Raw genomic sequence first — 19,726 nt, forward strand, 5'->3', positions numbered from 1 at the left:
GCGGAGTATCAGACGACAATAGTGTTGAATGTGAAGACCCCATCGCGGGCAAGCCCGCTCCCACAGTAGATCTACAGTGTTTGTAGAATTATCGAGGCGGGGAGGCGTAAATGCCTCCCCGGTTCGTTTTTGGAAACCACATGAATATTCTGATCGTTGGGCCCAGTTGGGTCGGTGACATGGTGATGGCGCAGACACTGTTTCAGTGTCTCAAACAGCGCCACCCGCAATGCGCAATCGACGTGCTGGCGCCCGAGTGGAGCCGGCCGATCCTCGAGCGCATGCCCGAAGTGCGCAAGGCCTTGAGCTTCCCGCTCGGCCACGGCGCGCTGGAACTGGCGACGCGCCGACGCATCGGCAAGTCCCTGCGCGGTCAGTACGATCAGGCGATCCTGCTGCCCAATTCGCTGAAATCTGCACTGGTGCCGTTTTTCGCCGGCATCCCGAAACGCACCGGTTGGCGCGGCGAGTTTCGCTATGGCCTGCTCAATGACGTGCGTACCCTCGACAAAGAACGCTACCCGCTGATGATCGAGCGTTTCATGGCGCTGGCCTATGAAGCGAACGCCGAGCTGCCGAAGCCGTACCCGCGCCCGAGTCTGCAAATCGACCCGGTGACCCGCGAAGCGGCACTGGCCAAATTCGGCCTGACTCTCGATCGCCCCGTCCTGGCTTTGTGCCCCGGCGCCGAGTTCGGCGAATCCAAGCGCTGGCCGTCCGAGCACTACGCCAAGGTCGCCGAAGCGCGCATCCGCGAAGGCTGGCAGGTGTGGCTGTTCGGCTCGAAAAACGATCACGCGGTCGGCGAAGATATCCGCGCACGTTTGATCCCGGGCCTGCGTGAAGAATCGGTCAACCTCAGCGGCGGTACCTCGCTGGCCGAGGCCATTGACCTGCTCTCATGCGCCGATTCCGTTGTGTCCAACGATTCCGGCCTGATGCACGTCGCTGCTGCATTGAATCGTCCGCTGGTCGCGGTGTACGGCTCGACCTCGCCGGGCTTCACCCCGCCGCTGGCCGAGCAGGTCGAGATCGTGCGCCTGGGCATCGAATGCAGCCCGTGCTTCGATCGAACTTGCCGGTTCGGCCATTACAACTGCCTGCGCCAGCTGATGCCGGACGCGGTCAACGATGCCTTGCAGAAGTTGCAGGGCTCCGTGGTCGAGGTTCATTAACTTGCGGGTATTGCTGATCAAGACTTCATCGCTGGGCGACGTGATTCACGCGTTGCCGGCGCTGACCGACGCCGCGCGGGCGATCCCGGGCATCAAGTTCGACTGGGTGGTGGAAGAGGGTTTCGCCGAGATTCCGAGCTGGCACCCGGCGGTCGATAAAGTGATTCCGGTGGCGATCCGCCGCTGGCGCAAGAATCTGTGGCAAACCATCACCAGCGGCGAGTGGAAACGCTTCAAGCAAAGCGTGCGCGCCAATAAATACGATCTGGTGATCGACGCGCAAGGCCTGCTGAAAAGTGCCTGGCTGACCCGCTACGTCAAAGCCCCGGTGGCCGGCCTCGATAAAACCTCCGCGCGCGAGCCGATGGCTGCGCGCTTCTACGATCGTAAACTCGCTGTCGCCCGAGGCCAGCACGCCGTCGAGCGCGTACGCCAGTTATTCGCCATCGCTCTGGGTTACGACTTGCCCAAAGGCCTCGGCGATTACGGCCTCAACGTCGAGCGCCTGGTCGAGTTGCCACGCAAGAACGCCTATGTTGTGTTCCTCCACGGCACCACTTGGGACACCAAGCACTGGCCGGAAATCTACTGGCGCGAGCTGACCGAGCGGGTCGGCTACCTCGGCGTTGGCGTGAAGCTGCCGTGGGGCAACCCGCAGGAAAAGGCCCGCGCCGAACGCATCGCTGCCGGCTTCAAACACGCCGAAGTGCTGCCGAAACTCAATCTGGCCGGCGTCGGCAAAGTCCTCGCCGGCGCGCAAGCCTGCGTGGCAGTGGACACCGGGCTCGGCCATCTGGCCGCTGCGCTGGATGTACCGACGATTTCGTTGTTCGGCCCGACCAACCCGGGCCTCACCGGCGCCTACGGCAAGCTGCAGATTCATCTGGCCAGCGACTTCCCGTGCGCGCCCTGCATGCAGAAAAAATGTACCTATCAACCGACCGAGCAGGATGCCCGTCAGTTTGACCTGAAACGCGAGCAGCCTTTGTGCTTCACGCGTGTGAACCCCGAGCGTGTCGCCAGCCGACTGAGCACGTTGTTAATGGCTGAGGAGCTGCGCTGATGCAATTGGCATTCGTCCTGTACAAATATTTCCCGTTCGGCGGCTTGCAGCGCGATTTCATGCGCATCGCCCTTGAATGCCAGAAGCGCGGCCACCAGATTCGCGTCTACACGTTGATCTGGGAAGGCGACGTGCCCCCGGGTTTCGAGGTGCTGGTGGCGCCGGTCAAGGCGTTCTTCAATCACCGCCGCAACGAAAAACTCAGCGCGTGGATGGCAGCGGATCTGGCCAAGCGTCCGGTCGATCGCTTGATCGGCTTCAACAAAATGCCGGGCCTTGACGTCTATTACGCCGCCGATGGCTGCTTCGAAGACAAGGCGCAGAACCTGCGCAACTCGCTGTATCGCCGCTGGGGCCGCTATCGCCATTTCGCCGAGTACGAGCGCGCGGTGTTCGCCAAGGACGCGAAGACCGAAGTGCTGATGATTTCCGAAGTGCAGCAACCGCTGTTCATCAAGCATTACGACACGCCGCTCGAGCGCTTTCACCTGCTGCCACCGGGCATTGCCCAGGATCGTCGGCGGCCGGCGAATGCCGATGAGATTCGCGCCGGTTTTCGCGCCGAATTCGATCTCAAGGACGACGAGCTGCTGCTGGTGCAGATCGGTTCCGGCTTCAAGACCAAGGGCGTCGATCGCAGCCTCAAGGCACTGGCCGCACTGCCCGCCGAATTGCGCAAACGCACCCGCCTGTTTGTAATCGGCCAGGATGACCCCAAATTGTTCCAGATGCAGAGTGCGACGCTGGGCCTGGGCGACAATGTGACCTTCCTCAAAGGGCGCAGCGATATCCCGCGTTTCCTGCTCGGCGCCGACCTGTTGATCCACCCGGCCTACAACGAAAACACCGGCACCGTGCTGCTTGAAGCGCTGGTGGCCGGGTTGCCGGTGCTGGTCAGCGCGGTCTGCGGTTACGCCCATTACATTGCCGAGGCCGATGCCGGGCGAGTGCTGGACGAGCCGTTCGAGCAGGCGCAACTGACCCGATACCTGACCGAGATGTTGAGCAACGACGCTGCACGTGCGGCCTGGAGCCGCAACGGTCTGGCCTTCGCCGAGACGGCCGACCTCTACAGCATGCCGCAGCACGCGGCGGATGTGATTCTGGCGGAGCACGCTTAATGAAGTTGATGCTGGCTGAACCGTTCAAAAGCCTTTGGGCCGGACGCGACCCGTTCGCCGCAGTCGAGGGCTTGCAGGGCGAGGTATACCGCGAGCTGGAAGCGCGCCGGACATTGCGCACGGAAGTCGACGGCCATGGTTTTTTCGTCAAGATTCACCGTGGCATCGGTTGGGGCGAAATCTTCAAGAACCTGCTGACCGCCAAGCTGCCCGTGCTCGGCGCCGGGCAAGAGTGGAAGGCCATCCAGCGTCTGCAGGAAGTCGGCGTGCCGACCATGACCGCCGTCGCCTACGGCGAGAAGGGCAGCAACCCGGCGGATCAGCATTCGTTCATCGTCACCGAAGAACTGGCGCCGACCATCAGCCTTGAAGACTTCAGCATCGATTGGGTCAAACAGCCGCCGGAGCCAACACTCAAGCGCGCATTGATTGCCGAAGTCGCGCGGATGACCGGGATGATGCATCGCGCCGGGGTCAATCACCGCGACTGCTATATCTGCCACTTCCTGCTGCACACCGACAAACCGGTCACGCCGCAGGATTTCAAACTCTCGGTGATCGATCTGCACCGTGCCCAGACCCGCGCGAAAATCACTCAGCGCTGGCGCAACAAGGATCTGGCAGCGCTGTACTTCTCCGCGCTGGACATCGGCCTGACCCGCCGCGACAAGCTGCGTTTCCTCAAGGGCTACTTCCAGCAACCGCTGCGGCAGATTCTGGCAGAAGAGGCGTCGTTGCTGAGCTGGCTGCAAGGCAAGGCCGACAAGCTCTACGCGCGTAAACAGCGTTACGGGGATGCGCTCTGATGGCGGGCTGGACACTTGAACCGCAGTACAGCGACCTCGCCGAAGATTTCGGCAGTCTCGAAGCGGTGTTTGCGTTGCAGGGCGAGCGCCTGACCCGCGACCCGCTGTCGGAGGTCCTTCGCGTGCAGCGCGACGGCGTCAATTACTACGTCAAACGCTACGTTGGCGCCGGTAAGGGCCTGCGCCGTTACCTCGGCAAGCCGCGGGTAAAAATGGAATGGCAGAACCTCAAGCGCTTCGCCAAGTGGGGCATCCCGACTGCCGAGGTGGTGGCCTGGGGGCTGGAGCGGCGGGGCGCGGCCTACGATCGGGGTGCGATGATCACCCGTGAACTGCCCAATACCGAAGACCTCTCGGCGCTGGCCGAGCGCAAGGATCCCAGGCTCAAGGATCGCGCCTGGGTCGACGGTGTCAGCCAGCAACTGGCCGGCTACACCCGGACCATGCACGACCATCGGTTTACGCATAACGATTTGAAATGGCGCAACCTGTTGATCGACGATCAGGCGCGCATCTTCCTCATCGACTGCCCCAACGGCGAATTCTGGCGCGGCTTCTGGCTCAAGTACCGGATCACCAAGGACCTCGCCTGTCTCGACAAGCTGGCTAAATATCACCTGTCCAACACCCAGCGCCTGCGCTTCTACAAGCAGTATCGCCAGTGTGATCGGCTCGATGTCGCCGACAAGAAACGGATTCGCCACGTGGTGAGATTTTTTGAGGGGCGCGAATGACTGATTTTCTTGCCGAACAGGACCGCGCACTGCTGGAGCGCCACGGTCTCGGCAACTTCGACGCACTGTGGGCTAAACAGCTTGAAGCTGTGGATGAGCCCAACACCGCCGGTGGCGGCTGGAGCAGCGTGTTCCGCCTGGATCTTGAAGGCCAGGGCTATTACCTCAAGCGACAGAGCAATTACCTGACGCGGACCTTGCAGGCGCCGTTTGGCGAACCGAGCTTTGCCCGCGAATTTCGCAACATCAGCCGTTACCGCAAGTTGGGCATTCCGGCGTTGCAGGCGGCGTTTTTCGGTGAGCGCAAGGTCGCCGGGGAAGTGCGCGCCATTCTGCTCACCCGCGCACTCGATGGCTGGAGCGACCTGGATTCGTTGCTGGCGCGCTGGGCACAGCTCAGTGCCGCGCAACATTCGGCCATCCTCAGGGCTTGCGGTCTGCTGGCGCGGCGGCTGCACAGCGCGCGTCAGGTGCATGGCTGTTTCTATCCCAAGCATATTTTCCTGCGCGCCACCGGCGACGGCTATGAGGCGCAACTGATCGATCTGGAGAAAACCCGCCCGCTGCTGTTCGGCATGCGTGATCGGGTCAAGGATCTGGAACCGTTGCAACGTCGCGCGCCGCAGTGGAGCGAGGCCGACTTGCGCCAATTGCTCGCGGCTTATCTCGATCAGCCGACTGACAGCTCGCTGCTCGACAGCTGGCTGAGCCGACTGACCGCGCGGCGCAGTCACAAGGAGACTCGTTGATGCAATTGTCCGAGCTGGCCCGCTCCGGGCGCGCACCTTCACTGCCACTGACCGTAACCCTCGCGGACGCCGCCGGTGCGGCGGATCTGCAGTTGCTCAGTCTGCTGCGGGTGTTGCCCGGGCAGCGTTACGTTGGCGCAGGTGTCTGGCGCGGTCGGCCGGTGCTGGCAAAGTTATTGGTCGGCAGCAAGGCCGCCCGGCATTTCCAGCGGGAGCTGGACGGTGTGCGCCTGCTCGCTGCGCAAAACCTGACCACGCCGCTGCTGTTGGCCGATGGACTGAAGGACGGCGAGGGTGGCTGGCTGCTGTTCGAATTTCTTGAGGGCGCCAAAAGTCTCGGTGATGCCTGGGCGGAGGTCGAGTCGCTGCCGGCGCTGGCCGACGAGCAGACCGCCGTGCTGGCCGAAGCACTGGATGCTATCGGACGGATGCATGGCAAAGGACTCTGGCAGGAGGATCTGCACCTGGACAATCTGCTGCGCCACGGCGGTCAGCTGTATCTGATCGATGGCGCCGGCGTTCGTGGGGAAACGGCGGGGCAGCCCTTGTCCCGGCAGAAAGTGCTGGAAAACCTCGGCGTGTTTTTCGCCCAGCTACCGAAATCACTCGAGCCGTTCACCGAAGAGCTGCTGGTGTATTACCTGCTGAGCAACAGCGAACATGCGTTGCCGCTGGAGGCGTTGCAAAAACAGATCGACAAGGTGCGCAACTGGCGACTCAGGGATTATCTGAACAAGGTCGGCCGAGACTGCACATTGTTTGCGGTGCAGCGCGGCGCATTTGCCCTGCGCGCGGTTCGCCGTGAAGAAGAAGCGGCCATGCTGCCGGTGCTTGAGCAGGCTGACGCCTTGCTTGATCAGGGGCACCTGTACAAGACCGGCGGCGCGGCCAGCGTTGGCAAAGTCGAGATAGCCGGGCGGGCTCTGGTTATCAAGCGCTACAACATCAAGAATTTCGCCCATTGGCTCAAACGCTTCTGGCGCCCGAGCCGGGCCTGGCATTCCTGGCGTGAAGGCAATCGCCTGGCGTTCCTGGGCATCGCCACGCCGAAACCGCTGGCGGTACTGGAAAAACGCTTTTTGTGGCTGCGCCGCAGTGCCTATCTGGTCACCGAATTCCTGCCCGGGCCGGACATCATCGAGCGCTTTGCGCCGTACGTGGAAAATGGCCAGGCACCGGAAGCCGAGTTGCTGGCGCTTGATCAGCTGTTTGCCCGATTGATCGCCGAGCGCATCAGCCATGGCGATTTCAAGGGCCACAACCTGTTCTGGCAGACGGATCGCTGGGCGCTGATCGACCTCGACTCGATGTGTCAGCACTCATCGGTCGGCAGTTTTGCCCAGGCCTACGCCCGCGATCGCGCGCGGTTCATGCGTAACTGGCCTGAAAGCAGCGCGTTGTACCAAGTCATTGATCAGCGGTTGCCGAAGGAAGTCTCCAGCGCAGGGTGAGTTCTTCTCACGAGCAGGCTCGTTCTTGCAATGGGCCTGGTCCACTGCGAAACGGAGTCTGTGGGCAGTAACGGACAAAATACAGCGATCTGTCCTACAACTTCTCCAGAAGCCATGAACTGTGCCCTGCTCGGGCTCGATGCTAATTTGCCTGACGATCTCGGAGGGCAAATCTTGGACATGAAGAAATTTCTGACGCTGGGCGTAATATCTGCAGTTCTCTCAGGCTGTGGCAGTGTCTCGACCGTTTTACAGGGCGACGCCGATGCTGCCCGTGACCTGCGCAAAAAGAAGACCTACTGCCAATCGATTCCGCGCATCTACAGTGGTCTGGCCTTCGATTTTTGCACTCTGAATGCGCCGCCTGATCCTACGGGAATGCTGGTGCCGTTTGTTTTGTTCGATCTTCCGTTGTCCGCCGTGTTCGATACGCTTTCGCTGCCTTACACGGTATATCGGCAGATTACCGATTCAAATCTGAGTATTTACTGGCGCAGAGACGGCTATTGAGTCGTTGAACCTGTTGATTCGGACCAATCGTGCAGGTGGCAATTCGCACAAGGTAATTCCCGTCATGTTTACGCTATAATCCCGCCCTTTAGCTGCCACTCGCCCTGTGCGAGGGCACATCAATTTTCAAGGCGCATCGCGCCTGCATGCAGACTAAAGAGGCTAGACCCCTGTGGCATTGACGATTCTTGGCCTGTCCGGCGCCCTTAGCCATGATCCTTCCGCAGCGTTGTACATCGACGGCAAGCTGGTCGCGGCGGCTGAGGAAGAGCGCTTCGTACGCGATAAACATGCAAAGAACCGCATGCCCTACGAATCGGCGAAATTCTGCCTCGAGCAAGCCGGCATCAAGCCGTCCGACGTTGACGTGGTAGCGATTCCATTCGCTCCGATCAGCCTGTTCGGCAAGGCCCGCTGGCACTACGCCAAGCGCTACTGGTACGCCCCGGATCGTGCTCTCGATGCGATCCTGATGGGCAACCGTCGCTACAAGCGCTATCGCAACAAGATCGTCTGGTGCCTCGAGCAACTGGGCTTCGATCCGAAGAAAATCAAGATCGAGCCGGTCGAGCATCACTTGGCTCACGCCTCCAGCGCTTATCACTGCTCCGGTTTCAAAGAGAAAACCGCGATCCTCGGCATCGACGGTAAAGGCGAATACGCCACGACGTTCTTCGGTTATGGCGAAAACGGCAAGATCCACAAGATCAAGGAATTCTTCGATCCGGACTCCCTCGGCGGTCTGTACGGTGCGATCACCGAGTTCCTCGGTTTCGAGATGCTCGACGGCGAGTTCAAGGTCATGGGCATGGCGCCGTACGGCGATGCCAGCAAATACGATTTCTCCCGTCTGGCCTCGTTCGAAAATGGCGAGCTGGTGATCAATACCGACTACGCCAACGTCATCGGCCTGCGTCGTTATAAAGAAAAGGGCAAAGGCTTCTACTTCTCGCCGAAGCTGATCGAGTGGCTGGGTCCGAAGCGCGAAGGCGACATCGCTGATGAACCATACATTCACTACGCCGCGAGTATGCAAGCGCTGTTCGAGAAGCTGGCGTTGCAGATGATCGACCACTATCTGGGCGACGTCCTCAAGGAAACCGGCAAGCTGGCTTTCGCTGGTGGCTGTGCGTTGAACGTCAAGCTCAACCAGAAAATCATCGCGCGCGACGACATCAAAGAGCTGTTCGTGCAGCCTGCGTCCGGCGATGCCGGCACCGCAGTCGGCGCTGCCGCTTACGTGTCGCATGCCCGTGGCGTACCGGTCGAGAAGATGGAACACGTCTACCTCGGCCCGTCCTATAGCAACGAAGACGTGATTGCTGCGTGTGCCCGCCACGAGAACAAGCCGACCTGGCGCAAGCTTGACAACATGCCGGAGCAGATCGCCCAGATCATGGTCGATGGCAATCCGGTCGCCTGGTTTCAGGGGCGCATGGAGTTCGGTCCGCGTGCACTGGGTGGCCGTTCGATCATCGGTTGCCCGAGCGTGGCCGGTGTCGCCGACCGCATCAACCACCAGATCAAGTTCCGCGAGCGCTGGAGGCCTTTCTGCCCGTCGATGCTCGACACCGTCGCGCCGCAGATGATCAAGATCGATCACCCGGCGCCGTTCATGACCTTCACCTTCGAAGTCGCCGAAGAATGGAAAACCCGCGTGCCGGAAGTCGTCCATGAAGACGGTACTTCCCGGGCCCAAGTGCTCAAGCGTGAGTACAATCCGCGCTACTACGACATGATGAAGGCGCTGGAAAACCTCACCGGTAACGGCGTGTCGCTGAACACTTCGCTCAACCGCCGTGGCGAGCCGATGATCTGCTCGCCGACCGACGCGCTGAACATGTTTTTCGGCTCGGATCTGCAGTACCTGATCATGGAAGACATCCTGGTGGTGAAAGAGGGCGCGAACGCTTATGACTCGTTCGGCTGAACGCCATGTGCTGCAGTTCTGTCACGGCTATGACGGGCCGTTCCTGGACTGCGCACGGCAGTACGCCAGCCTGTTTGCCGGCACCGGCTATCGGGTGACCACGGTGTTTCTGACCGGGGCGGCCGATAGCGAGGTGGCCGCAGCGTGTGCTTCCGATGAAGTGTTGTTCATGGAGTACAGCTCCAAGGCCATCCGTGGCCTGAAACTGGGGGCTATCGGCGATTTGCGCAAGATCGTCGCCTCACGCAATTTCAGTCTTTGCATCGCCCATCGCTTCAAACCGATCTACATCGCCTTGCTCGGCACCTCGCTGCCGGTCATTGGCGTGCACCACGCATTCGGCGATTACCAGCGCGGCACGCGCAAGTTGTTCGCGCATATTTTCCGCAAGCGCCTGAGCCTGCTCGGGGTGTCGGATGCGGTGCGTGACGACATGCGTCACTGCCTGCCGAAGTGGCCGACGAGCCGAATCCAGACGCTGTACAACCGCATCGATGTGCCTGCACTGCAAGCCCGTCAAATCCCGGCTGAAGAAGCGCGTCAGATCCTCGGGCTGTCGCCGGATGCCTGGATTGTCGGCAACGTCGGCCGCCTGCACCCGGACAAGGATCAGGCCACGTTGCTGCGCGGGTTTGCCCAAGCGCTGCCAGGCCTGCCGGCCAACAGTCAGTTGGTCATTCTCGGCAGCGGTCGCCTGGAACAGGATCTCAAGGAGCTGGCCCGTGAGCTGGGGATTGCCGACCGAGTGCTGTTTCTCGGTCAGGTGCCTGAAGCTCGCAACTACTTTCGCGCCTTCGATGTGTTTGCCCTGAGCTCCGATCACGAGCCGTTCGGCATGGTGTTGCTGGAGGCCATGGCTGCCGGCGTGCCGTTGCTGGCCACCGCCTGCGGCGGGGCGAAGGAAGTGGTGGAGGGTGTGGGCATTCTGTTTCCGCTGGGCGATGCCGAACATCTGGCTCAAGGGCTGCAACACCTGGCCGCGATGGATGAGCCGCAGCGTCGTCAATGTGCGCAGATGATGCTCGAGCGACTGCATGAGCGTTTCTCCGACCGTGCGGTGCGCGAGACCTTCTGGCGCCTGCCGCCAGTTACCGATCTGGCAACGAGGGGCTGATGCTCAACCGATTTCAAGGCTGGCGCGAACGTGGCTGGTCGCCCGTTGACGCCTCGACCTATGCCACTGCCTGGCAGCGTTATGGCGGCAGTGTCGCAACGCATCCGCTGGTCATCGAGCGCTTGGCGGACCTGGCCGGGATCCCGGTGCGTTATCTGGCCTGGCAGCAGCAAGGCGACATCAAAGCCTCCATCGCTACCTGGGGTCGCGATCTGGCGCTGTCCAAGGACGCGCTCAAGCGCCATGGCAAGAAAGGCCTGTTCGACCTCGGCAATGCCGAGCTGATCCTGCCGGGTGCCGTTGATGCCCAGGCACCGCTGCGTCATCGGGCGCGCTATCTGTCGGCACTCAACGAAGGCCGTTTCAGTGGCCTGAAGTTGCAGGCAGAACAGCTTGCCATGGCGCGCACCCCGGAAGAATTGTCGAAAAAGTTCCGCTACAACCAGCGTCGCGAATTGCGCCTGCTGGAAGAAGCGGGCGGTGTGGTGCGAGCGGTCAGCGAGTTCTCCAGCGTCGAGCTGGCCGCGATGTATTGCGATCTGTTCCAGCGCCGCTGGGGTTTTCCGGCCACCGGCGCGGCGCGCATGGCCGAGGTCATCGAGTTGCTGCGCGAGTTGCTGATCGGCTCGGTCATTTTCCTCAACGATGCGCCGATTGCGATTCAACTGGTCTACCGCGTCGAGGCGCCGGAATGGATCAGTGTCGAATATGTGAATGGCGGCGTTGATCCCGAGACCCGTGAGTTCAGCCCCGGCAGCGTGCTGAGCTTTCTCAATACGCAAAGCGCCTGGGAACATGCACGGGCACTCGGCAAGCCGCTGCGTTTTTCATTCGGTCGCGCTGATCGTGAATACAAGGACCGCTGGTGCAACCCTGTGCCAGTGTTCACCGTATGAGCCAGACCATGAGCCGCAAACAGCAATTGCTCAAGCGCCATCGACGCAACAAGCGCGTGGCTGTGTTGGTTGCGCTGGCCGCCATCATCGCACTGAGCGTACTGGTTGCCTGGTGGCTGGCCCCGGTGTTGCTGATTGGCGGCTGGATCGCTCATGAGGCGTGGTTTGCCGATCATCTGTTCTACGCGCCCGGCGACGATTACCAATACAGCTTCCCGGCGTATACGCCGCAGCCGAAGGTGCATCTGCACGGCGAGCAGTTGCGTCTGGATGAAGGTGTGATGCTGGCCGACGACGCGACGCTGATCCTGGCGGTGCGGGTCAAAGGCACCTGGCTGGGACGCTTCTTCGATCCTCGGGTCGAGTTGTCGGGCGGCGCCAATCCTGACGTGCAAACCTTTGAGCGCGGTGTCCGTGGCCTGCGCTACCTGAACCTCAGCGGGCAGGCGCAAGCGTTGTCCGAAGGCGTGTTGCGCCTGCGCGGACGCTTCTGTCGCGTATCGGGAGAGCCGGTGCTGTGGGCGCTGGAGCACGCCGAGTATCGTCACCAGCGGGTCATGGTCATTGCGCCTCACGCGGATGATGCGGAACTGGCGGCGTTCGGCTTGTACAGTCAGGCCGAAGAGGCCTGGATCGTCACCCTGACCGCTGGCGAAATCGAGGCCGAACATTACCAACAGATGGGCATGAGCAAGGTCGACGCCGCACGGCTCAAGGGACGTTTGCGCGCCTGGGACAGTCTCACGGTTCCGCAGTGGGCCGGTGTCGCCCAAGAGCGTTGCGTGCAGTTCGGGTATTTCTGCCTGCAACTGGCCGCGATGCGTGACAAGCCGGAGCAACCGGTGGGCTCGCGCGAAGCGGATTTGAGCGATACCCGCCTGTTCCGTCAATTCAATCCATTTGTGCTCCCGGGTGACGCCGACGGCGCGCCGACCTGGAACAATCTGCTGGCCGATCTGCGCGAAACCATGCTGCGCGCGCGTCCAGAGGTCATCGTGCTGCCGCATCCGGCGCTCGACCCGCATCCTGACCACATCTGCGCGCAGCAGGCTGTGCTTGAAGTGTTGAAAGGTCTGGACTGGCAGCCGACGCTGCTCGGTTATGCCAACCACCTGCACGATAACGATCGGTGGCCGATGGGTAACAGTGGTGATGGCGTGGCGCTGCCGCCGGCCTTTGATGCTGGCGTGCCGGTGCAGCCTGTATGCCTGGCGTTGTCGGTGGCGCAGCAGCGTGACAAGGCCATGGCCCTGGGGATGATGCATGACCTGCAGCCGCCCGCGCCGTTCAAGCGCCGCTTGCGTCGTGGCTTGCAGCGATTGCTGGCAGGGCGCTCCGGTTCGCCTTATGGCGAGAACGAATTTTTCCGCAAGGCGGTTCGGCGACATGAACTGTTCTGGCGTTTGTAACGACACAGGCGCCCGCGCAAGACCTTCTTGCGGGCGGGCATGTTCAGGTTTGCTCGGGTTGCTGTTGCGGCAAGGAAGACAATGAAAGTTCTATTTCTGGTGCAGAAAGATCAACGGGCCATACTCGATCGTTTGTACGAGGGTGTTGCAGCCCATTGCGATTGCGATTTGCGCTGGTTGAGTGGTGACGAGCAGCGCAATCTGCGTCGATATTTCCGCCGCGAAGTCGACGTTTCGCGCTATGACCGCATCGTGTTTTTCTTGCGCTTCAAGCAGGAGATCCGTCAAGTCGGGTTTATCCGCACCATCCCCAATCTGGTGATTCTGGAGCACGACGCCTATCAGAATTACATCCCCTGCAAATACACTGGCAAGTTCAGCGCGCACTACCGCCGCTTGCCGTGGGCACGCGTGATCAGTTCCGGTTTCGTGGTTGCCGAGCGCCTGCGCTCGGAGGGCTTCGACGCCGTGTTCGTGCCCAAGGGCTACGATCAGACGCAATTGCAAGACCTGGGGCGCGAGCGGGATATCGAACTTGCCTTCGTCGGCAGTACCAACAGTGTGGCCTACAGCGGTCGCAAGGCACTGCTGGATGAATTGGGTCAGGTCGAGCCGCTGCTGGTAACGCGGACCAAGTCAGGGGCTGAATATCTGGAAACGCTCAACCGTATCCGCTTTTTTGTCAGCGCGGACGTGGGCATGGGCGAGTTCATGATCAAGAACTTCGAAGCCATGGCTTGCGGCTGCGTCCTGCTGGCCTATGATCAAGGCGCCGCCGAAGGCGCGGCGCTGGGTTTGCAGGACATGCACAACGTGGTGTTCTATCAGACGATCACGCAGTTGCAGGAAAAACTGGCCAGGCTGCGCGAAGATCCGCAACTGGCGCAGCGCATCGCTGACAATGGTCGTGAGCTGGCGGTACGTCAGTTCAGTTTTGCGCGGATCGGTCAGCGCATCGTTGAAGAGCTTGAGCAACCGCTGCGTGAGCGGGCGCCGCTGAGTCTGCTGGAAAAAATCCGCCTGAAACTGGGCATTTGACAAGTGTCATATAGCCAGTGATATTGCTGGCGACTTCTGATTAACGAGATTTCGGTGCAATTTTCCAAAGAAAGCCAGATTACATTGGTGGTTACCAGCTGCGGTCGACTCGATCTGCTCAAGACCACTCTCGACAGCTTCGACCGATACAACACGGCACCCATTCGTGAAGTGTTCATCACCGAAGATGCCGGCGACGAAGGCGTTGCCGGGATTCTGCCTGCGCACTGGAAAGAGCATTGCACGATCTTCGTCAATCGTCCGAAGCTGGGCCAGTTGGCATCGATCGACCTGGCCTACGGGCAGGTCACTACGCCTTATATCTTCCATTGCGAAGACGACTGGGAGTTCTACCGTCCGGGGTTCGTGGAAGACTCCATGACTATTCTGGAGGCCCGGCCGGAAATTCTGCAGATCTGGTTGCGCAGCTATAATCACGATCTGCGTGTTCACAGCCCTTATATCCATTTGGGCGCGCGCGAGATTGTCGATGGCGTCGCGTGTTATCCGCTGATTTCCGACAAGCCGGAGTGGCAGGGGTTCTCGCTGAACCCGGGGTTGCGCCGACTCGAGGACTATCGGTTGTGTGCACCTTTCGCCGGGCACGGTGGCGAAAAGGCCTTGTCACAGCGCTACTCGCAATTGAACAGGGACGCCTTGATCCTCGAGGCAGACGCGGTCATGCACACCGGTTTCGGCCTGCATGTGCAAACGGATGTCGAGCGTGAACGCAAAGCGCGCCGCAATCGCCGCGAACAGATCAAGTTCGCCCTGTTTCTATTGCTGGGAGTCTGCATTGGCTGGTTCATCAACTGAGTTCGAGTACGCCGCAGCTTGTCCCCGCAAATCCATGCAACGGCTTTCTGCCCGATGAATATCCTGAATATCATGTGGGCCGGTGGTGCTCCGTTCGCATCAATCCATAAAGTGCACCAGCAGATATTGTCTCAGGCCTCGCCTTCGGCGGAGGTCAAGACCTGGCTGCTCCAGGGGCAAGGAACCGAGTGCGGCGTGGACGTCGGCGAGGTGCGGGAGTGGCAATTATCGTCGGCCCGCCTCAAAGGCCGGCATTTCTGGCGCTTCGCCAGGCCATTGATGCGGGCGAGGTTTCGCCAGGCGCTAGTGGACAGTGACGCTCGATTGCTGCTGCTGGACGGCATGGGGGTGGCACGCACGTTATTGCCGGTCCTCAAGAGTCTGCCAGACATCCGCGTCGTGGTGATTTTCCATGGCTCGGCACGTCTGAATGCCGGCGATCAGGCACTTTTTCAGGCATTGCCGGCGTCCCGGCTGACATTGGTTGCTGTCTCCAGCACCCTTGCCGATTCGCTGGCTCATGATCTGCAGATGCCTGTCACTCCGTTGCGAAGTGCGTTCGATCCGGAGGCATTTCGCGCTGAGCTGTTCACCCGCGAGCAAGCCCGGGCACGGTTGGGATTGCCGCAAGGCGATACGCCGGTATTGGGCGCGGTGGGGCGGCTGGTCTCCGAAAAGGGTTTCGGCTATCTGCTTGATGCCTTTGCTGCAGCACTCGACACCCGCCCGGACTTGCGCCTGGTCATTATTGGTGAGGGCTCCAAACGTACGGCCCTGGAGCAGCGCATCGAAGCGCTTGGCTTGCATGGGAAGGTCTTGCTGACCGGGCATCTGAACGAAGCAGCGCAGCTTTATCGTGCATTCGACTGGGTTGCCATACCTTCGTTGGAAGAGGGCTTGGGGCTGGTCATGCAGGAGGCGGTGATGGCCGGCGTACCGGTGCTGTGCAGCGATCTGGAAGTGTTCAGCGAACAGCTGGGCAGCGCTGGCTGGTATGCCCCGGTCAATGACACGCAAGCATGGTCCGAGGCCATTGGCCGAGCCTTCAGTGCCTCATCTCGGGCGATCAATGCCGAGCAATACCGGATGCTTGCGCCGGACGAGGCCTGGTCGAGCTTCAGCCAGGCTGCCCGCGCATTGTTTTCATGACGACAACACTGCGCGCTCCAGTGCTTGCATCGGAAAGCTGTCGTTCAGCTTCTCGCGCGCAATATAGCGGGCGAAATGTTGCAGGTTGCGTCTGATCAAGCGTTCGGGCAACGGTCCACGGGTAAAGCGCATGTCGGCGACATCGATCAGGCCCATGCGGTTGTCTGGTGTGACGACGATATTGCCAAGATGCAGGGAGCGGAAATAGATGCCCGAGCGGTGCAGGCTGCGTATCAGGGCGGCCAGATCCGGCAATGCCTGCTTCCAGTCGAACCCTTGCTCGCTGGCGATCTGCCGCAGCGTTTGCCCTGGCAGAGGCTGATACAGCACGGCGGTCATGCCGGGTTTCTCGAGGCGGAAGAACTGGAGAATCTGCAACGTCGGTACGCCGAGCTTTTGCAGTTCGACGGCATTGTCGATGAATCGCTTCGAATAGGGGCGAAACAAAGCGGATGAAAAAAACCGTTTGCGACGGAACAGTTTAAGAATTTTTCCATCCTGCAGCAGGTAGACTTTCGGCCCGTAGCTGTCCGCTTCCAGCACTTTGGCAGCGTCGATCATTTGGTCTAGAGCGGCTTGTGAAAGCCGGGAGCATCGCATCGTAGGAAGCCTTGTCGAAAGTGCGGGGTGTTGTAGCGGGCAATGATGCCGAAAAGTTTCGATTTTAACCATGCCGCGTCGCATGGGCGAACCCTTGTCAGGAGCAGATTGATGCAGGAAACACGCTGGGCGCAACTATGGATGGCGACAGGGCTCTTGTGGTTTCTACTGGCCATTGCCGTAGCGCCCACCAACAAGGTCTACCAACAAGGGCTGGTCGCTCTCGTCTGGTTGCCGGCGCTGTTGCTGTGTTGGCCGGCGCGCCATCGCGTCATGGCAGTGCTCCATGAGCAACGCTGGATCTACCTGCCAATGCTCGGTCTGCTGATCTGGTCGCTGATCAGTCTGGCATGGACAAACGCACCTGAGCCCGGCCGCGAAGCCAAGCGCCTGTTGTACATCGTGGTGTTTCTGCTGTTTTTTCCGGTGTTTGCCAATGGGCGTCCCGAGCGATTGATCCGCATCATGCAGTGGGGCGGGCTGGGGCTGGCAGTGACTGCGCTGGTGGCTATCGTCAAGTTCTACGGCATAGAAGGCAACGTCTGGTCCGCCCGGGTGGAAGGGCTGGGTGAGCTGGCGCATCCGATCCTCGGTGGCTATGTGATCGGTGTGGCGGCTGTGTGGCTGGCATTGTGGGCGCCCCGCGGTGTGATATGGCAAGTGATCTATGCGTTGGCGCTGGCGGTGCTGGGCACATTTGTGCTGATGAGTCAGAGTCGTGGTGCGGGATTGGCATTGTTTCTCACCATCCTGGCCATGCCGATGTGGTGCCGTGACCGCCACAGTCGCATCGTCGCGGCCGTAGCTCTGGTGGTGGCCATGCTTGCGCTGTGGTTTTTCGAACCATTGGTGCTGGCGCGCGGGGTCTCGTATCGTCCGCAGATTCTGATGGCCTCTCTGGATATGATCGCCAAACATCCCTGGGGTGGGTTGGGCCTGGGTGGGGACTATCGGGTTTTCTGGTCGGGCATGACTTTCGACCACGCCCACAATCTGTTCACGCATGTTGCGATCGTGCTGGGTCTGCCGGGACTGCTGTTATGGGCTGCCGTCTGGTTCGGCGTGATTCTCCAGGCTTGGAAAGTTCGCGAGACCCTTTATGCCCGTGGGGTTATCGGTATCTGGCTGTTCTCGACACTGGCGATGCAGTTCGACGCTGCCAGCCTGACCGGCACCCCTCGTGCCGAGTGGTTCATCAGCTGGCTGCCGTTGGGGCTTGCCAGCGTTTTGGTATGGGCGCGGGCCAATGGCGGCGCTTGTGATAAAATTTCGCGTTCTTCTTAACCAGTGAGCTCTACGATGACTGACGCACCGCCCAAAGCGGAACAGGAATCCAGCCTGAAAATCTACTTTCGGCTGTTGGGGTACGTAAAACCCTATATCGGTCTTTTCCTGCTGAGTATCGTGGGCTTCGTGATCTTTGCCTCCACGCAACCGATGCTGGCCGGGATTCTCAAGTATTTCGTCGATGGCCTGAGCAACCCTGAAGCGGTGCTCTTCCCCAATGTGCCCTATCTGCGAGACGTGCAGCTGTTGATGGCTGTGCCGTTGCTGATCATCCTGATCGCCGCGTGGCAAGGCCTCGGCTCGTTTCTCGGCAACTATTACCTGGCGAGGGTTTCGTTGGGGCTGGTGCATGACCTGCGTATCGAATTGTTCAACAAGCTGTTGGTATTGCCCAACCGCTATTTCGATACCCACAACTCGGGTCATCTGATCTCGCGCATCACCTTCAACGTGACCATGGTCACCGGCGCCGCTACCGATGCCATCAAAGTGGTGATCCGCGAAGGCCTGACCGTGGTCTTCCTGTTCGCCTATCTGCTCTGGATGAACTGGAAGCTGACCCTGGTGATGCTGGCGATCCTGCCGGTGATCGCGTTCATGGTCGGCAACACCAGCAAGAAATTCCGCAAGCAGAGCAAGAAGATTCAAGTGGCCATGGGCGATGTCACCCACGTCGCTTCCGAAACCATTCAAGGCTATCGCGTTGTGCGCAGTTTCGGTGGCGAGGCTTATGAGCAGCAGCGTTTTGCCGCGGCCAGCCAGAGCAACACCGACAAACAATTGCGTATGACCAAGACCGGCGCGGTGTATACGCCGATGCTGCAACTGGTGATCTATACCGCCATGGCCGTGCTGATGTTCCTGGTGCTGTTCCTGCGCGGTGATGCAACGGCCGGTGATCTGGTGGCCTACATCACGGCCGCGGGCCTGCTGCCGAAACCGATCCGGCAATTGTCCGAAGTCAGCTCGACCATCCAGAAAGGCGTGGCCGGTGCAGAAAGCATTTTCGAGCAACTCGACGTTGAACCGGAAATCGATACTGGCACGATCGAGCGTGATCGGGTCAGTGGCCATCTGGCGGTGAACAACCTCAGCTTCACTTACCCGGGCACTGAACGGGAAGTGCTGAAAAACATCAGCTTTACCGCATCGCCAGGTCAGATGATCGCCCTGGTCGGGCGTTCCGGCAGCGGCAAATCGACGCTGGCCAGTCTGATTCCGCGTTTCTATCACCACGAGACCGGCGAGATTCTGCTCGATGATGTCGAGATCGAAGATTATCGCCTGCGCAATCTGCGTCGCCATGTGGCGCAGGTCACTCAGCATGTAACGCTGTTCAACGACACCATCGCCAACAACATCGCTTACGGCGATCTGGCAGGCGCGCCTCGGGAAGATATCGAGAAAGCCGCGCGGGACGCATTCGCCATGGACTTCATCGCGCAGATGCCCCAGGGCCTCGATACCCAGGTCGGCGAGAACGGTGTGCTGTTGTCTGGTGGACAGCGTCAGCGTCTGGCGATCGCCCGGGCGCTGTTGAAAAATGCCCCGCTGCTGATCCTCGACGAAGCGACGTCGGCCCTCGATACCGAATCAGAGCGGCACATTCAGGCGGCACTCGACCATGTCATGAAGGGCCGCACCACGCTGGTGATTGCCCACCGTTTGTCGACCATCGAGAAGGCCGATCTGATTCTGGTCATGGATCAGGGCGAAATCGTCGAGCGCGGCACGCATGCCCAACTGCTTGCCCACAATGGCTACTATGCGCGTCTGCATGCGATGGGCCTGGATGCCCCGGCCGAAGACATTGCCTGATCTGCAGACCAGGGTGAGCCAGCCTCACCCTCGTGTATTCCCGGTGTGCGCGATCCTGTT

18 protein-coding genes are annotated in these 19,726 nt (G+C 60.5%); 17 read left to right on the forward strand and 1 reads right to left on the reverse strand.

The genetic code is table 11. The annotated features are described in order from the left end of the window. Positions 1–140 precede the first annotated feature (140 nt). From waaF to PspCFBP13508_RS16955, 15 genes are all read left to right on the forward strand, one after another. Complete coding sequence (waaF, locus tag PspCFBP13508_RS16885) at positions 141–1,175, forward strand: lipopolysaccharide heptosyltransferase II (protein ID WP_122881210.1); 1,035 nt, start codon at positions 141–143, stop codon at positions 1,173–1,175. Position 1,176: 1 nt separating this feature from the next. Further along, positions 1,177–2,238, forward strand: a complete 1,062-nt coding sequence (rfaC, locus tag PspCFBP13508_RS16890) for a lipopolysaccharide heptosyltransferase RfaC (RefSeq protein WP_130912165.1) — start codon at positions 1,177–1,179, stop codon at positions 2,236–2,238. Next, complete coding sequence (locus tag PspCFBP13508_RS16895; protein WP_130912166.1) at positions 2,238–3,359, forward strand: glycosyltransferase family 4 protein; 1,122 nt, start codon at positions 2,238–2,240, stop codon at positions 3,357–3,359. Before rfaC ends, PspCFBP13508_RS16895 begins: the two co-directional genes overlap by 1 nt. Next, a complete protein-coding gene (gene rfaP / locus PspCFBP13508_RS16900; protein WP_137215166.1) occupies positions 3,359–4,165 on the forward strand; it encodes a lipopolysaccharide core heptose(I) kinase RfaP in 807 nt (268 codons plus the stop codon). Before PspCFBP13508_RS16895 ends, rfaP begins: the two co-directional genes overlap by 1 nt. Next, positions 4,165–4,899, forward strand: a complete 735-nt coding sequence (locus PspCFBP13508_RS16905; protein WP_137215167.1) for a lipopolysaccharide kinase InaA family protein — start codon at positions 4,165–4,167, stop codon at positions 4,897–4,899. The genes rfaP and PspCFBP13508_RS16905 overlap by 1 nt, the downstream gene beginning before the upstream one ends. Further along, entirely contained in the window at positions 4,896–5,648 is a 753-nt protein-coding gene (locus tag PspCFBP13508_RS16910) for a lipopolysaccharide kinase InaA family protein (RefSeq protein ID WP_137215168.1), read from the forward strand. The genes PspCFBP13508_RS16905 and PspCFBP13508_RS16910 overlap by 4 nt, the downstream gene beginning before the upstream one ends. Next, positions 5,648–7,099: a lipopolysaccharide kinase InaA family protein gene (locus PspCFBP13508_RS16915; protein WP_137215169.1), complete on the forward strand. Its 1,452-nt coding sequence runs from the start codon at positions 5,648–5,650 to the stop codon at positions 7,097–7,099. The genes PspCFBP13508_RS16910 and PspCFBP13508_RS16915 overlap by 1 nt, the downstream gene beginning before the upstream one ends. Before the next feature lie 180 nt (positions 7,100–7,279). Continuing rightward, a complete protein-coding gene (locus PspCFBP13508_RS16920) occupies positions 7,280–7,609 on the forward strand; it encodes a YceK/YidQ family lipoprotein (protein ID WP_178084499.1) in 330 nt (109 codons plus the stop codon). A gap of 172 nt (positions 7,610–7,781) precedes the next feature. Beyond that, on the forward strand, positions 7,782–9,539 hold the full coding sequence (locus PspCFBP13508_RS16925) for a carbamoyltransferase (RefSeq protein ID WP_130912190.1): 1,758 nt from the start codon (positions 7,782–7,784) through the stop codon (positions 9,537–9,539). Continuing rightward, positions 9,523–10,653, forward strand: a complete 1,131-nt coding sequence (locus PspCFBP13508_RS16930) for a glycosyltransferase (protein ID WP_137215170.1) — start codon at positions 9,523–9,525, stop codon at positions 10,651–10,653. The genes PspCFBP13508_RS16925 and PspCFBP13508_RS16930 overlap by 17 nt, the downstream gene beginning before the upstream one ends. Further along, positions 10,653–11,549: an antimicrobial resistance protein Mig-14 gene (locus PspCFBP13508_RS16935; protein ID WP_137215171.1), complete on the forward strand. Its 897-nt coding sequence runs from the start codon at positions 10,653–10,655 to the stop codon at positions 11,547–11,549. Before PspCFBP13508_RS16930 ends, PspCFBP13508_RS16935 begins: the two co-directional genes overlap by 1 nt. A gap of 8 nt (positions 11,550–11,557) precedes the next feature. Further along, complete coding sequence (locus PspCFBP13508_RS16940) at positions 11,558–12,958, forward strand: PIG-L family deacetylase (RefSeq protein WP_137215172.1); 1,401 nt, start codon at positions 11,558–11,560, stop codon at positions 12,956–12,958. Between the two features lie 81 nt (positions 12,959–13,039). Beyond that, positions 13,040–13,996, forward strand: coding sequence for a glycosyltransferase (locus PspCFBP13508_RS16945; protein WP_137215173.1), 957 nt, complete (start codon positions 13,040–13,042; stop codon positions 13,994–13,996). Positions 13,997–14,050: 54 nt separating this feature from the next. Then, positions 14,051–14,812, forward strand: a complete 762-nt coding sequence (locus PspCFBP13508_RS16950; RefSeq protein WP_130912194.1) for a glycosyltransferase family 2 protein — start codon at positions 14,051–14,053, stop codon at positions 14,810–14,812. A gap of 54 nt (positions 14,813–14,866) precedes the next feature. After that, positions 14,867–15,961 carry a glycosyltransferase gene (locus PspCFBP13508_RS16955; protein ID WP_137215174.1) on the forward strand — a complete coding sequence of 365 codons (1,095 nt, stop codon included), beginning with the start codon at positions 14,867–14,869 and terminating at the stop codon, positions 15,959–15,961. On the opposite strand, the gene PspCFBP13508_RS16960 is transcribed toward PspCFBP13508_RS16955, so the two are convergent. Beyond that, entirely contained in the window at positions 15,956–16,561 is a 606-nt protein-coding gene (locus PspCFBP13508_RS16960; RefSeq protein ID WP_130912201.1) for a toluene tolerance protein, read from the reverse strand. The two genes, PspCFBP13508_RS16955 and PspCFBP13508_RS16960, sit on opposite strands and share 6 nt — an antisense overlap. A 111-nt stretch (positions 16,562–16,672) precedes the next feature. Between PspCFBP13508_RS16960 and PspCFBP13508_RS16965 the strand changes: the two genes are divergently transcribed. Continuing rightward, positions 16,673–17,845 carry an O-antigen ligase family protein gene (locus tag PspCFBP13508_RS16965; protein WP_137215175.1) on the forward strand — a complete coding sequence of 391 codons (1,173 nt, stop codon included), beginning with the start codon at positions 16,673–16,675 and terminating at the stop codon, positions 17,843–17,845. 15 nt (positions 17,846–17,860) lie between these two features. Then, a complete protein-coding gene (msbA, locus tag PspCFBP13508_RS16970) occupies positions 17,861–19,666 on the forward strand; it encodes a lipid A export permease/ATP-binding protein MsbA (RefSeq protein ID WP_016771984.1) in 1,806 nt (601 codons plus the stop codon). Positions 19,667–19,726: the final 60 nt, after the last annotated feature.

Source organism: Pseudomonas sp. CFBP13508 (genome assembly GCF_005233515.1).
GTDB lineage: Bacteria > Pseudomonadota > Gammaproteobacteria > Pseudomonadales > Pseudomonadaceae > Aquipseudomonas > Aquipseudomonas mercuritolerans.